This window comes from Ruegeria sp. O4 (assembly GCF_056535125.1).
Window position 1 is genome coordinate 1 of record NZ_JBQERO010000026.1, and the last position, 14,739, is coordinate 14,739.

Here is a 14,739-nt window from a genome sequence, read left to right on the forward strand (position 1 = left end):
TCGATCCCAAAGGCAACCTGCGAGAATATGGGAAACGCGTGCTCAGCGCTTAAGGTGTCATTCTGCACTCAGCCGGAGCAGACCCCATTTTCACCAACTTCGACCCGGATGCGGCACAACAGTTGCTGGCTGACAACTACATTCAACACAATCCCGCCGTTCCCACCGGCGCAGCGTCAATTCTGGGTTTCATACCCGCATTGCAGGAAAGTGGTCTGAAAACCGAAACACACCGTGTCATTGCAGAAGGCGACCTGGTTGTCCTGCATAACACGTACCACAACGCTCAGGCCTTTGGAGCTGAAACTCTCGTCGGTTTCGACGTATTCCGTGTCGAGGACGGCAAAGTGGCTGAGCATTGGGACAACCTGCAAGTACCAGGAAAAACAAACCCGTCTGGTCACACCATGACAGACGGTGCGGCCGAGATCTCCGATCTCGACAAAACGGCGGAAAACAAAGCTCTGGTAACGAGTTTTGTTGAAACCGTTCTGCAAGGTGGCGACGCATCCAACATTACGGACTTTATCTCTGCTGAAACATACATTCAGCACAACCCGGCCATCGCTGACGGCCTGGACGGGCTGGGATCGGCATTGGCCGCAATGGCCGATAACGGCATCTCAATGGTTTACACCGATACACCAATTGTTGTGGCAGAAGGCAATTTCGTTTTCACGGCTTCAGAAGGAACTCTGGGCGGCGCACCGACAGCATTCTTTGACCTGTTCCGAGTCGAAGACGGTAAGATCGTAGAGCATTGGGACACGACCTCCGAAATCCCGTCCGAAATGGCCCACAACAACGGAAAATTCTGACATCCGAACCTTATGCCTCCTGGCGACATTCGCCGGGAGGCACCATCAGGGAGCAAAGCAATGCTGCAATATGCTGATCTGATCAAACTAAGAGTGCCCTTTGTGCCGGCATCCGGCGCTGCCTATCTGACAGATGCCGTGTCAGCGATCAAAGCAGATCCAGCCTCCCGCGAATTCTGCAGCCGCCATCAAGTCCCCCATTCTCCGGCAGAAAAAAGACGATGGGTGCAGGCTGCGCTTACAATGCGACCGACCGGAGCGCTGTCGGATGAATTGACAAACTCTGTTGATCGTTTGCTACAATCTGAATTAACGCAAAAGGACATCGTGGATGCGGCGTCTCTGCCACGTACTGCTGGCCCCTGCCCTTTTGGCGAATTGATCAGCTTTTGGAACGGCGACATCACGACACTAAAGATTGATGCGATAACTAACGCTGCAAACGCGCAGATGCTGGGGTGTTTCCAACCTTTTCATGCTTGCATTGACAACGCCATACAATGTGCCGCCGGGCCTCAGTTGCGCGAAGATTGCGCCACGATCATGTCCCTACAAGGTCGGGATGAACGGACAGGCGAAGCTAAAATCACGCGCGGATACAACTTGCCGTCAAAATTCGTGCTGCACACGGTTGGTCCCATCGTCCGAAACCATCGATCCACAGCTGAGCAAGCTCGGCAATTAGCGAGTTGTTACACGTCTTGCCTTTCTCTGGCGGCACAAGCCGGGGTAAAATCGCTTGCCTTTTGCGCAATTTCGACAGGCGTTTTTGGATACCCGCCAGAAGAAGCAGCTGGCGTCGCCTTGCGAACGGTTTCGGATTGGCTGCAAGCCCATCAAGGAACTTTAGAACACGTCGTTTTCAATACATTCGGCGATGCAGCCACTCAGATCTACGAAAGGAAAGTTGCGTCATGGAAGCGATAACGCAAGCAGCGCAGTTTGTGATGGATGCGGACGCGATTCTGATAGGTGCAGGCGCGGGATTGTCTGCTGCAGCGGGGCTTGATTATACAAGCGAAGCTGACTTCGCTGAACGTTTTCCGGGCATGCTGCAATACGGGGCCAGGTACCAATATCAGCTGATGGGATATCCCTTTCCTGACGAAGCGTTGAAATGGGGATATTATTCGGTGGCGCTGGACTATGTATACAGAGCGCAATCGACTGAGGTTTATCAAAATTTGCGCGCCATTGTAGGTGGCAAGGCGTATTTCGTCCTGACCTCAAATGTTGATCGATACTTCCACAAGAACGGATTTGCCGAAGAGCAGATTTTCACGCCCCAGGGTGACTATGAACGATTCCAGTGTTTCAACCGCTGCCATGACGGCACATGGGATGGGAAGCCTCTCGTTGCTGCAATGCTCCCGCATGTGAACCAAAAAACGCAGATGATCGAAGATCCGTATACGCTGCCAACCTGCCCCCGATGTGGTGGGCAGGTATTCATGAATGTGCGCGGCGGCAACTGGTTTGTGGAAGACCCGTACAGGCCGCAGGCGCGACGGCTTACCAAGTGGCTTTCGGAACAGGAAGGAAAGAAGCTTGCCCTGATCGAAATTGGCTCAGGATTCAACACGCCTGGTGTGATACGGGTGCCGATGGAAACGATTGCTGCGCAACTTCCAAATGCCACGCTGATCCGCATCAACCGCGACCACGCGAACGGCCCTAAAGGAACGGTTTCGATCCAAGCAACAGCGGATCAGGCGCTGGCTCAACTATTGAAAGCACGGGAATCCACCTTAGAGCAAATGCCCAAATCGAGCCGGGCATTGACTTCATTCCGGGGGGCTTTCGGTTGCCGTTGAAAGGGGATCGGAGAGAAAGATCCGACTGGTCACAGGCGGTCAAACGAGCCCCACGCATCCAGGTGCCGTTCAATTGGTACCTGACAGCGCGTGCGGCGACCTGTTCTCGATACGACGAGAAATCCATAAATGCGGAGTTACACAGATGCCAGACACCCCCATGACCGTGGCTCTTGATGCGGAAGAGTTTAAACAGGACAGATACGGGTTTATCGAACATTTGAGGGCACAGTCCTTTTATGCACGCACACCCGATGGAGGGATGATTTTCTACAATCAGGAAGACGTTGCAGAGATATTCAAATGCAGGGATTTCCGATTCTATTTTGAAGGGATAGACGAAACAAAGAGCCCCTACCTGAAAAAAGCGATTGATCACGAACTTCTTAATATGCACGGGGTAGGTCATGATCGCCTATCACGGCTGGTCAAAATCGCTTTACGGGATCGGATCGTGGACGGGATGCGCCAATCCATCGAAGCGATTTCCAGGGATCTGACAGCGGTTTTTCCTGACACAGGAGAGGTTGAGTTTTGCGCGGACTTGGCCGACCCTTTGCCTTCACGGGTTCTGGGGCCAATGTTTGACGTACCTTACGTGGAAACAGAAGGCCTGAACGACTGGATCAAGGTGGGTGGTCGCAAGCTGGATGCCCTCCAAACCGGTGTCGGGATAGAAAAGGTCGAAGAAGCCAATCGCCGAATTCACACCTATTTGCGCGATCTGCTGTCTGAACGCCGTAAAAATCCAGGCGAGGATCTGTTCAGCGAACTTATTCAGGCCGAAATTGACGGCGATCGAATGTCTGAAGATGAGATTGTCTATTTGTCCGCCGAACTGGCCTCGGCCGGGGTGGATACAACGCGGACACAGCTTCCCTTGATCCTTCTGGCGTTGCTTCAACACCCTGATGAACTTGAAAAACTCCGAGCGGATCCCGGTCTTGCGCTGCGCGCTGTTGACGAGGGTATGCGTTTCGCCCCGCTTCCATGGGCCATTCCACATCAGGCAACCGGAGAGTTTGAGTACAAGGGCCTGAAGTTTCGTAAAGGGGATGTTGCCTATGCGCTTGTGCCAGGTGCTAATCGGGACCCGTCGGTTGTCAAAGATCCTCAGAGTTTCAATATCACCCGCGAGGGGCGCACACGCAATTTCTCGTTCGGAGCAGGCATGCATGCGTGTCCCGGCGCGCAACTGGCAAGGATGGAAATGTCGGTGGCGCTTCAGGGTCTGGTATCAGAGTTTTCGACCGTCAGCCTGTTTGAACAACCCGATTGGGAACCGGGTTATGAGGGGCGCGGGCTCAGAACACTGAAGCTCCGTGTAGAGCGCAGGGCAGAGCACCGTCGCACACAATAACGCGTATCTCTTATCGAAGAACCGGACCCGGAATCTCTCGTATCGAAAGACAACCGGGTCCGGGTCAGTAAGTTCAGAACATACCGTTATCGTTTCTGGCGTGGTCGGGGATCACTTGCAGGACGTCCCAGTGTTCGACAATCTTGCCATTTCCATCCAGACGAAAGATGTCCATTCCCGCGTATTCCAGACCTTCTGGCCAGATCTGGTGGCAATGAAGCACGACGTGATTGCCCTCGGCTATTGCGCGTTTCACGACGACTGACTTCACCGGATACTCTTCGGCCATCTTGATGAAATAGTCGATGAAACCCTGCTTTCCGTCTTCAACATCCGGGTTGTGCTGGATGTATTCATCTCCGACATATTGTTCGATGGCTTTAGTCGGTTCGCAATCGTTGAACATCATCTCGTAAAACGCGATGACATTCTTTTTGTTTTGCTCCAGATCGTTTGTCATTTCGGCTCCTCAGAATGGGAAATGCTGATTTGGATCTTCGATTGTTACCCACCGAACCGAAGTGAACGCATCGATCCCGGAACGGCCTCCAAATCGACCGTACCCGCTGTCTTTTACTCCACCAAACGGCATCTGCGCTTCATCTGAAACGGTTGGTCCATTGATATGACAGATCCCGGATACGATGCGATCGGCCACTGACATGGCACGTGTAATATCGCTGCCGTAAACGGCGGCTGACAGACCATATTCCGTGTCATTGGCAACGCGGATGGCTTCTTCGTCGTCCTTGACGCGAATGATTGATTTCACCGGGCCAAAGCTCTCTTCGCTGTAAATCCGCATCTCTGGCGTAACATTGTCGATCAATGTCGCTTCGACGATGGTTCCTTTGCGGTTACCGCCCGCAACGACTTTACCGCCTTTACCGGTTGCATCGGCGATGAGGTCATCCATTTTCTCTGCGGCTTGTGAGCTTACCAACGAACCCAGCACGACCTTTTCGCGCGGATTGCCCGCGGGAAGGTTGGAAGCTTTGGTTGCCAGCGCTTCGACAAATTCATCTGCGATCCGGTCTTGAACGATGATCCGCTCGGTCGACATACAGATCTGTCCCTGGTTCATGAACGCCCCGAACGCCGCCCCGTTTACGGCCGCGTTCACATCAGCATCATCAAGGATGATCAACGGTGCCTTTCCTCCCAACTCCAGCAGCGCAGGTTTTAGGTTACGGGCAGCACGTTCCCCGATGATACGACCAACGTGAGTTGAACCTGTAAAATTCACGTGCCGCACTCGCACATCGTCAATCAGGGCGCCAACAATTTCGGGTGCATCCTCTGGCGCATTGGTGATCACATTCATCACGCCGGGCGGAAAGCCTGCGTCTTTAAAGGCCTGACCGATGGCAAGCTGGACAGCTGGACACAGTTCCGAAGCTTTAAGAATGGCAGTGTTTCCGCAAGCAATCGCGGTGGATACAGCGCGTGTGCCCAGAATGACCGGCGCATTCCAGGGCGCAATTCCGACGCAGACGCCCAATGGCTTGCGCTGCGCCATTGCCAGCGTTCCGGGTTTGTTTGCCGGGATGACCTCGCCGGATATCTGCGTTGTTAGAGACGCAGCTTCGCGCAGCATACCCGCAGCTAGAATGCAATTGAAACCGGCCCATATTGACGTGGCACCGGTTTCGGCAACCATGGCATCAACAATCTTACAGGTATTGGATTCTATAGCTTCGGCAGCTTTCAACAACAGGCCGCGCCTTTCCGCTGGGCTTGTCTTTGACCATGCCGGAAACGCGTCGGCCGCTGCCTGTACCGCCTTTTCGACATCCTTCACGCCCGCTGCCGGAGCAACGGTGGCAATCTCACCAGTGACCGGGTCAGCGCGCTCGAATGTCTTACCGCTTTCCGCAGGCAAATCTTCTCCGTTGATCAACATTGAAATGTTCATCTTACTCTCCTGAAATCAGATTGTTTGTGGCGCTCAGTTCAACCCATTGCTCGTTGCGTCGATATTGGCCCGCATTCCGCCATCACTTGCGATATTGGTGCCGCGCAGCCAGACGGATCCGTCGGACAGCAGAAAGGCTACAATCGGTGCAATATCCTTGGCCGTGCCCGGGCGGTCCATGATACGCATGTCCTCTTCCGCGCGTTCCCCAAGCGTCTCAAGAAAATCACCCAAAATTGGTGTATCTACTGGCCCCGGACTGACTGCGTTCATACGAATACCCCTATCACGCCACGTCCAGCGGTTCTCATGCGTCCAGGCAACAAGCGCCTGTTTACCAAAGAAATAGCTATTTTCAGCGGTGATACCATGCGTTTTGCAGAAGGCCTCGACACCGTCAAAATCCAAATCATTGGTCGCCCTGATCTTGGCAACCTCGCCCTCCCAGCCGATCCCGGCCAGTGACGCCAGATTCACAATCGAAGCATTATCCGCCAAACTGTCGACCAGACCCAGGGTCAGTTTCTTCAAAGCCACAAGATTTACAGTGACGACAACTTCGGGCGGTGCCGTGGGCGGAACCCCTGCAATGTTGGCCAAGCCATCGGCGTTATAGCCCTTCAGCGTTTCGATCAGATCTGCCACACCGGTTGCATCCGTTAGATCCACCTGATGAAAGGCATCCAGTTCGACCGAAGGTTCGTTCCGGTCGACGCCGATGACCTTTGCGCCATGCTGTTTCAGTTGCACCGCAGTTTCCGCGCCAATTCCAGAGGCGACACCCGTTACAATAATAGTTTTGTCCTTCAACATGTCTTACTCCTCATCATGTGTTTGATTTTTTGACGATATAGCCGGTTGGAATTGCCTCTCCCGGCAGACGCGGACCAATCCAGCCCCACACCCCTTTGGGCAGGAACAAAGCAAAAAACACGGCCACTGCCCCAAGCCCGACAAGGTACCAGGCGCCATAGGCGGCAAAGACGGTTTCGATCACAAAGAACAGCACAGCCCCTATGATGGCGCCTTCGATCCGGCCAAGCCCGCCAACAAGCACCATGAAGAGCATGTACGCCGTCCACTGCACTCCGAAGAAGGCGCGCGGTTGAAAGTTTGACGCTGAGGCCAGCCATATGGCGCCGGCTGCTGCAGTTCCCGCTGCGGCCAGAACAAAGACGATGCGTTTCGTCTTCATCACATTCACACCGACCGAGCGCGCCCCGATTTCGTCGTCGCGAATGGCGGTAATGGCAGCGCCTGTGCGGCTACGCAGGAGCACAACAAGAATGACGAATACAGCAATTGTAATTCCCAAAGCCATCCACAGTGTAATCGTGCTGCGGGTCTGAATATCATATGCGTTCAGTGAAATCAGCGATGTGCCGGTCTCGCCCTGAATGAGTGGGTCAAGGTTCACACAAAGATGCGCCAGAGAAGACAGAACCCACATACCAATTGCAAACTCACCATCCTTCAACGAAAGCATGAACAGCGAGGTTATCCATCCAAGTGCGGCACCGAATGCTATAGCAATCAGAATGGCAATATAGGGATCAACCCCGGCATCCGCCAATCGAATGGTGGCATAGGCCGCTGTGCCAAAGAACAGTGTCTGACCGATCGAAACCAGCCCGGCGAACCCGGCAAGTGCATTCCACATCACCGCCAGCAAAACATAGACCAGCAGCGCCACAGCCCGACCGCTTCCCCCGACACCGAAAACCCATGGTGTTGCGGCCAGCGCAACCACGGCAATAATCATTGCGATCATGGTCAAATTTGCGGTGGCACCACCGCGCGACACAGTCAATTTGGCGGTCGTGTTCATGTCTGCGCTCCTTTTCCAAGAAGTCCGGGCAAGTTGAAACCGTTGCCGCCCAAGCGGATAAATACAGCTGCAAGGAATGCCAGGTGCCCGCAAATCAGAAAGCCCTGAGGGTGGATCATCGCGCCGATGGATTGGGCAATCGCAAGGGTCATCGCTCCCGCCATCACGCGCCACATGGACCCCAGCCCGCCAATCACCACGGCTTCGAAAGCGAATAGCAGCTGCGCTGAACCGTCATATGGGCCCCATGCGCTGCGCAAGCCAAGTGCCGCCGCCGCCAGAACCCCGGTCGCAAGTGCAATGCCTGTGGCGATGGCCAGCGTGCGGCCTGTATCAATACCCAAGAGCGATGCAGTGGCCCGGTCCTGGCTGGTCGCCTGAATGCGCCGCCCAAGATCAGTCCGGTTCAGCAACCATTCCAACGCGAAAATCGTCGCTATCGCTGCCATCAGAATGTAGACACTGATCTGACCGATATAGATGTTTCCCGACAGTTCGAACGACGCCCAGGACAGATCTCCGACCAAAGGCGCAAGCGAATTGCTATCCGCGCCGAACGCTTGAAACATCAGATTGTCCAGAATGATCGCCATGCCGAAAGTTGCCAGAAGGGGCAACAGTTCACCTCCCTGAGAGGCTTTGGACAGCACAAACCGGTGCAGAAACAGCCCGAGCCCGAACATTACGCAAATTATGATAATGATAGCGAGATAAAGCGAAATCGCGAGATTTGAACTCAGGACCAGCAGACCAAACGCCGCCAGAATGATGAGCGCGCCATGGGCCAGATTGATAATATTCATCACCGAGTACATGAAGGCCAATCCAATAGCCAGAACGGTGTAGTATCCGCCGAGCAGAATGGCGTTGATTAGTTGCGAAGTCATTTAGTGGCCCTCCTCATGCCCAAACGACGCCGAGGCCATTTGCTCCAGAGATGTTTCGGAAGGCTTCGCATGTAGTGTTACGTTGCCTTCGCACATGACGATGATGTCATCCGCTGTATTGAGAGTTCGGGAGAGATCCTGTTCGACCACGACAATGGCAAGTCCCATGTCGCGCACTTGTTTCAGCGCGTCATAGGCCAATTCAACCGCAGCAGGTGAAAGTCCGAGTGAAACTTCATCCAACATGACGGCAACGGGATCGCCCATCAGGGCTCTGCCAATGGCAACCGCCTGTTGTTCACCACCCGAAAGTTTGCCCGCCGAGGATTTGTCCAGCTTGGCCAGGTTCGGGAAGGCTTCATAGATTGCTTCGACGGTCCAAGGCCCCTCCCGGCTCGTGGACATACCCAGCATTAGGTTTTCCCGCACGGTCATCTGCGGGAATAAACGCCGGCCTTCCGGCACAAGGGACAGGCCCGATCTCGCGCGATGATGCGCTGGCAGCTCCGAAATATCGACTCCGGACAGCACCACCTTCCCCGAGGTTGCCTTGTGATCCCCGGCAATACTCCGCAACAACGTCGTTTTTCCCGCGCCGTTGGCACCGGCCACAAAGATCATTTCACCCGGTCTGGCGGTCAGGGAAACCCCATGTACCGCCTGCAACTGTCCGTGACCGGCCACGATATTGGAAACTTCGAGCGTGCTCATGCTGCTGCTCCAAAATAGGCGACCTGCACTTCCGGAGAGTCGATGACAGCCTGTGGTTCCCCATCCGCTATCACTTCACCACCGGCCATGCAGACCAATCGGCTGCAGGTTTCCATCAGCAAACGCATGATATGTTCGATCCAGATGATGGTGACGCCGCGCCCGTGAATTTTGCGAACCAAGGCGACTAAGTCGTCCCCTTCCGTGTCCGTCAACCCGCCTCCGATCTCATCAAGCAGCAAGACCTTCGGGTCTGTCGCCAGAGCGCGCGACAGCTCCAGTCGTTTGCGATCGAGAAGACCCAAAGTCTCACCACGGCGGTTCGCGACATGGGACAGACCGGTTTCCTCCAGAACCTCCCACGCTGTCGCTACCGGATCATCCGGCATCTCGTTACGGCCGTGCTCAACCGCAACAAGAACATTTTCAAACACGGTCATCCCCAGAAAAGGGCGGGGCACCTGATGGGTGCGCCCCAGCCCGCGATGGCAGCGTTCCGCCGTATCAAGAACGGTGACGTCTTCGTTCATCAGATGAACCGAACCACCGGTTGGCCGAAGGGCTCCCGTCAGAAGATTCAGGTAGGTTGTTTTCCCGGCCCCGTTTGGACCCAAAACACCCACAATTTCACCCGGATGAAAGTCCAGCGAAATATCCCTGAGAACTTTGTAATCCCCGAACGACATCGAAATACCGTCCGAACGAAGTACGGTGGATGAAGACGTCATGATTGGCCTCACCCGTTGTATGGAATCAACGTGCCGGTAACCGGAACGTTGGTGTCCGTCGCATTTTCGGTGATGACATAGTCAAATTGGTGTTTGTCACCCTTAGATTTCTGCCACTGGGTGCCAATGATTGGGCCAGAGGCTACATTCGGAACCGGCCCGGAATTGAAGTCAACCACACCACCGATTGTATCGGCCTTCAGGGTCGGCATGACTGCGGCTACTGCCTCTTTGTCTTTTGGGCTGCCCGATGCGCTCAATGCCGCGATGGCCACGTCAAAGGCGGAAAGGGATGCTCCCAATTGTTGTGTCCACTGTCGACTTGTTGCCGCTTCGTACCCATCGCACAAAGCCTTCCCGTTAAGACCGGTGACCGGCGAAGTGTAGGGGAAATCACAGTGCCAGTACGCTGCGCTCGCAATATTCTCACCCAGCCCGCCAAGTGCTTCGATGTCAGACGGGAACAAACCCGTTTTTGCCACCTGAACAATCTTGATCTGCCGATGCAGACCTTGCTGCGCTGCCTGGCGCCAGAAGGCTGCGAAATCCGGTGGGATCGGGAACGTGTTGAAGATTTCAACACCGGCATCACGGAACATACGAATCTGCTGCGAATAGTCCGAAGTACCAGTTTCATAGGCACCGGGATCGACGATTTCATACCCTGCTGCGGCAAGTTGCGGTGCCAAAGCAGCGCGAATGGCATTGCCATCCGCATCGTTGGGATACATCACGCCAACTTTCTTGTTGGTTTCGATCAGATCCCATTGAGAGATATAGGCCTCGTAAAACTCGTTCACACCGAAACCGAAATGGTAACCGTATTTGAACGGCGAAGGTTCTCCGGGTTTAGCGCCGCGGCCAAAATACCAGGCTTCCCACGGCATAACGGTGGAAATGCAGGGCACCCCGGCAGCCTCGCATGCGTCCGAAACTGGGTTGATCGTTTCTGGGGTCGAAACCGCAATCATGATGTCAATGTTCTCGTTGTTGATTAGGTCTCGGGCAAGCTGTCCGGCACGTGCAGGGTCGGACTGAGTATCGCGATCCAGAATTTCGACCGCATACCCGGTGCCATCAATCGTCACACCGCTTGACAGCGCTTCACGCACCTTTTCCAAAACATATCCATCGGTTTGGCCAAATCCGGCCAGAGGGCCGGAAATTGGGCTGATAAAACCGATTTTCAATATTTCGCCTGACTGGGCTAACGCCGTTGTTCGGCCAATGGTAAAAGTGCCGATCGCGGCCCCGGCTCCGATCAATAGACCTCGGCGTGAAAGATGAACGGACATTTTCCTCTCCTTTCGGTGACTGAGCCCTATCCCGGCCCGGTAGATGTGCTGGTGATCCAGCGCAGTTCAGTGAATTCCTGAATAGCCCATCGCCCGCCGAAGCGACCAAACCCACTGGCTTTCACACCGCCAAAAGGCGCATGCGGGTTGTCGCGGACGGTAGTTCGGTTGATGTGGCAAATGCCCGTGTGCAATTGACCGGCTACATCAAAGGCGCGCTTTTCGTCGGAAGAGAACACCGACGAAGCAAGCCCATATTCGCTGTCATTTGCAACAGTGATTGCTTCTGCGTCATCGTTCACGCGCGTGACAGACAAGATGGGTCCAAAAACCTCTTCGTTGTAAAGACGCATGTCGGCTTCGACGGCATCTATCAACGTCGGCTCCACAAACGATCCGCGGATACCGCCGCCGCCAACCAACTGGGCTCCTTTTGAGACCGCGTCACTGATCAAAAGGGAAAGACGTTCGGCTGCCGCCATGGTGATCACAGGACCGACATCCGTGCTGTTCTTGAGCGGATCTCCGACTTCAAGCTTTTTGCGCCCGGCTTCGATCTTTTCGATCAATTCATCCGCAACACCTTCCGCGACAATCAATCGCTCAGTCGACATGCAGATCTGGCCCTGGTTGTTGAATGCGCCAATCAGCGCCGCTTCGGCCGCTGCATCAATGTCCGCGTCGTCAAGCACAATCTGATTTGCCTGACCACCCAGCTCCAGTAACGAGCGCTTCAGGTTGGTTGCACAAAGTTCGGCAACCCGACGCCCTACCCGCGTTGACCCTGTGAAATTGACCCGGCGCACGACTGGCGATCTGATCAGTGCTTCGACGGCAGTTTCGCTGTCTTCGGGCAAAGTCAGAACAATTTGCAGTACGTCATCAGGTATTCCGGCGGAATGAAACACCTCGCCCAATCTGCAAAAGGTTCCTGGTGCGAATTCGTTGCCTTTGAGAATAACGGTATTGCCGCACAAAAGAGGGGCAGCGACGGCACGCACCCCCAGAATAATGGGTGCATTCCAAGGAGCTATCCCCAAGCATACGCCACAAGGTTCCTTATAGGTCCGGCTGGTTATTCCCTCCTGATCGGGAATGTCTTCTATGCGGTCGACTTCATCCGCATAACCAGCTACGCCCCGCAACATGGAAGCTGCAAAGCTGACATTGTGACGCGCCCAATCTATAGGTGCTCCGATTTCATCGCACTGGGAAGCGACAAACTCATCCACCTTTCCCTGCAGAATATCTGCGGCCGCCACAAGAAGTTGAGCACGCTCTGAAGTAGGACGTGACGACCAGCCGGGGAATGCAGCGGCGGCCCGACTCGCAATACTCTGGCAATCTTCAACACCGATGGCAGGTTCACGGCTCACCGTTTCTCCAGTAGACGGACTGTGCCGCTCCAAAACACGGGATTTGCGCGCAAATGCTATTTCAGTTGGTGAATTCATACCCTGTCTGCTGGACATGCCAGCCCTCCTATTGACAATTATGCCGAATAGATTATCACATAAAATGTGAAATTTTGGGCATTCATTGTTAATTTTTTGGGTAAATATGCAAATTCAGGACTACGCGGTACTCGATCATCAAAAAGAGGCACTTCACAAGCGGACGATTCGTATCCGCCACCCGCGTAATTTCGCCACGCTTCTAATGCTCGATTCCGGTGTGCTGAGCTGGAAGGATACTGAGCGTGAAATAGAAGGACCGGCACTTTGCTTTTGGCCAGCGCACAACCGACCTCGTCTACAAACCGGGGCTGGGGCACAGATGAAAATCTTGGGTTTGAGTGAATCGCTCCTGGCAGATGCACTTGGGGCCAAGGCGGAATCTGTCCATTTGCGCATGCTGGTTGAGCATCCGTTCGATGTTAGGCTTTCTGATGCTAACAGGGTTCTGAAAGTTAACGCCTTGCTGGACTGGTTTCAGATCGAGCTGACTGATCCCGAGGCCCGATCTCCGATGTCACTGGCCGCCTATTTGCGGATCGTCCTCATTCAAGCACTTCGGGTGCATCGCCCCGACCCTGCAGATAGAGCATTAGAGAAAACCAGCATTCTGAGGCGGTTCCGACATCTGGTTGAGCTACATTACCGCGACCATTGGCTCGTCCCCCAATATGCCGAAGAACTCGGCGTCGACTATGACCGCCTTCATCGTATTTGCAAACGCGAGACAAGGCGCAGCCCCGCTGAGCTGGTACATGAGCGGCTCACGGCCGAGGCGAAAGCGCGACTGGAGAAAACCGGAGACCCGCTCAAGAAAATTGCATCGGATCTCGGTTTTGCCGACGCGACACGTTTCAGCCATTTCTTCAAAAGGCGAACCGAACTGTCACCAGGAGCTTACCGGGCAGTGGTTTCCCGTCCAGAAGGCGACAACCTCGCAGAGCTCAAACAGGGATTTTCCGACTGGCCTTAGTCGGGCTAGGCTTACAAATGGTGATTCAATTCAGCCCGTAGTGTTTCGATAAACGCCACCACCTTGCGATTCCTGAACGCCGTCGGAATATGCACTGCATGCACATCGATCTTTCTTGACTGGAAGCCTTCCAAAACGCGCACCAGCTTTCCTGAAACCAGATCATCCCCCAGAAAAACCTCCGGACAATGGTAAATCCCTTTGCCCGCATAAGCCGGAGCAAGGCAGGCAGGTGGGCTGTTGGCAATATAAGGCCCGCTGACGGGCACCTGCATCATCTGACCCTCAATAAGAAAGGGCCATCTGTTGGGGTTTGGATTGTTCGCGTCACGGATGCATGAGTGTGACTGCAAGTCGTTGGGATGGGCAGGAGACCCGAATTCTTCAATATACGAAGATGAGGCGACGGCCAGGTATTCTGAACTCGCCAGTTTTTGCGCAATCAGACTCGAGTCCTTCAAAGGTCCCATTCGTATCGCAACATCGAACGCACCTTCAGCCAAATCGACATGCCTATCGGACATGTCGATTTCGACGATTACATCCGGGTAAGCTGTCATAAACTTGATGGCTGCACCTACCACAAAGGTCTCTCCGAAAGTTAAAGGTGCAGTTACTCTCAACAATCCTGAGAAGCCGCCGCTTTGGTCCATCATCAGATCCAGCGCATCGCATTCACTTAGCACTTTCCGGCACCCTTCTAGATAGGTCCGGCCTTCGTTGGTTAACGAAAGGCTTCTAGTGGTTCGATGAAGAAGAGTAACTTCCATATGCCTTTCGATTATGCCGATGTATTTGCTTACGAGCTTGTTGGAGATGCCGAGCCTTTTTCCCGCAGCAATAAACGAACCGGTCTCAACGACGGCGACGAACGCCCGCATACCGTCAATTTTGTCCATGCCGGTTCTCCGTTCGATCGATTATCACCAACTGGCTTCTGGTAATGCCAAAACAAC

General features: G+C 54.2%; 15 protein-coding genes. 5 read left to right on the forward strand and 10 right to left on the reverse strand.

Features of this window, described 5'->3' with window-relative positions; genetic code table 11:
• The first annotated feature begins 86 nt into the window (after positions 1-86).
• From ACR0J7_RS18990 to ACR0J7_RS19005, 4 genes are all read left to right on the forward strand, one after another.
• The gene (locus ACR0J7_RS18990; protein WP_480915310.1) at positions 87-818 is read left to right on the forward strand and encodes a nuclear transport factor 2 family protein; all 732 of its coding nucleotides are present in this window, start codon (positions 87-89) and stop codon (positions 816-818) included.
• A gap of 60 nt (positions 819-878) precedes the next feature.
• On the forward strand, positions 879-1,745 hold the full coding sequence (locus ACR0J7_RS18995; protein WP_480915262.1) for a protein-ADP-ribose hydrolase: 867 nt from the start codon (positions 879-881) through the stop codon (positions 1,743-1,745).
• On the forward strand, positions 1,733-2,632 hold the full coding sequence (locus ACR0J7_RS19000; RefSeq protein ID WP_480915264.1) for an SIR2 family NAD-dependent protein deacylase: 900 nt from the start codon (positions 1,733-1,735) through the stop codon (positions 2,630-2,632). Before ACR0J7_RS18995 ends, ACR0J7_RS19000 begins: the two co-directional genes overlap by 13 nt.
• A gap of 145 nt (positions 2,633-2,777) precedes the next feature.
• Positions 2,778-3,992, forward strand: a complete 1,215-nt coding sequence (locus tag ACR0J7_RS19005; RefSeq protein WP_480915265.1) for a cytochrome P450 — start codon at positions 2,778-2,780, stop codon at positions 3,990-3,992.
• 73 nt (positions 3,993-4,065) lie between these two features.
• Here the strand turns inward: ACR0J7_RS19005 and ACR0J7_RS19010 are convergent, their stop codons facing one another.
• The 9 genes from ACR0J7_RS19010 to ACR0J7_RS19050 are packed head-to-tail and all read right to left on the reverse strand — an operon-like array spanning position 4,066 to position 12,828.
• Positions 4,066-4,452, reverse strand: coding sequence for a nuclear transport factor 2 family protein (locus tag ACR0J7_RS19010; protein ID WP_480915267.1), 387 nt, complete (start codon positions 4,450-4,452; stop codon positions 4,066-4,068).
• Between the two features lie 9 nt (positions 4,453-4,461).
• Positions 4,462-5,907 carry an aldehyde dehydrogenase gene (locus ACR0J7_RS19015; RefSeq protein ID WP_480915268.1) on the reverse strand — a complete coding sequence of 482 codons (1,446 nt, stop codon included), beginning with the start codon at positions 5,905-5,907 and terminating at the stop codon, positions 4,462-4,464.
• A gap of 33 nt (positions 5,908-5,940) precedes the next feature.
• Positions 5,941-6,720, reverse strand: coding sequence for a coniferyl-alcohol dehydrogenase (locus ACR0J7_RS19020; RefSeq protein WP_480915270.1), 780 nt, complete (start codon positions 6,718-6,720; stop codon positions 5,941-5,943).
• 13 nt (positions 6,721-6,733) lie between these two features.
• Complete coding sequence (locus ACR0J7_RS19025) at positions 6,734-7,735, reverse strand: branched-chain amino acid ABC transporter permease (protein ID WP_480915272.1); 1,002 nt, start codon at positions 7,733-7,735, stop codon at positions 6,734-6,736.
• A complete protein-coding gene (locus ACR0J7_RS19030; protein ID WP_480915274.1) occupies positions 7,732-8,622 on the reverse strand; it encodes a branched-chain amino acid ABC transporter permease in 891 nt (296 codons plus the stop codon). Before ACR0J7_RS19030 ends, ACR0J7_RS19025 begins: the two co-directional genes overlap by 4 nt.
• Positions 8,623-9,333, reverse strand: a complete 711-nt coding sequence (locus ACR0J7_RS19035) for an ABC transporter ATP-binding protein (protein WP_480915276.1) — start codon at positions 9,331-9,333, stop codon at positions 8,623-8,625.
• Positions 9,330-10,061 (reverse strand): ABC transporter ATP-binding protein, encoded by a 732-nt coding sequence (locus ACR0J7_RS19040; protein ID WP_480915278.1) that lies wholly within the window; start codon positions 10,059-10,061, stop codon positions 9,330-9,332. The genes ACR0J7_RS19035 and ACR0J7_RS19040 overlap by 4 nt, the downstream gene beginning before the upstream one ends.
• Before the next feature lie 8 nt (positions 10,062-10,069).
• A complete protein-coding gene (locus ACR0J7_RS19045) occupies positions 10,070-11,356 on the reverse strand; it encodes an ABC transporter substrate-binding protein (protein ID WP_480915280.1) in 1,287 nt (428 codons plus the stop codon).
• 26 nt (positions 11,357-11,382) lie between these two features.
• Positions 11,383-12,828, reverse strand: a complete 1,446-nt coding sequence (locus ACR0J7_RS19050; protein ID WP_480915281.1) for an aldehyde dehydrogenase family protein — start codon at positions 12,826-12,828, stop codon at positions 11,383-11,385.
• An 88-nt stretch (positions 12,829-12,916) separates the two neighbouring features.
• On the opposite strand from ACR0J7_RS19050, the gene ACR0J7_RS19055 reads away from it, so the two are divergent.
• The gene (locus ACR0J7_RS19055; protein WP_480915282.1) at positions 12,917-13,783 is read left to right on the forward strand and encodes an AraC family transcriptional regulator; all 867 of its coding nucleotides are present in this window, start codon (positions 12,917-12,919) and stop codon (positions 13,781-13,783) included.
• A gap of 11 nt (positions 13,784-13,794) precedes the next feature.
• Here ACR0J7_RS19055 and ACR0J7_RS19060 read toward each other — a convergent pair whose 3' ends face one another.
• Complete coding sequence (locus ACR0J7_RS19060) at positions 13,795-14,682, reverse strand: LysR family transcriptional regulator (RefSeq protein ID WP_480915283.1); 888 nt, start codon at positions 14,680-14,682, stop codon at positions 13,795-13,797.
• Positions 14,683-14,739: the final 57 nt, after the last annotated feature.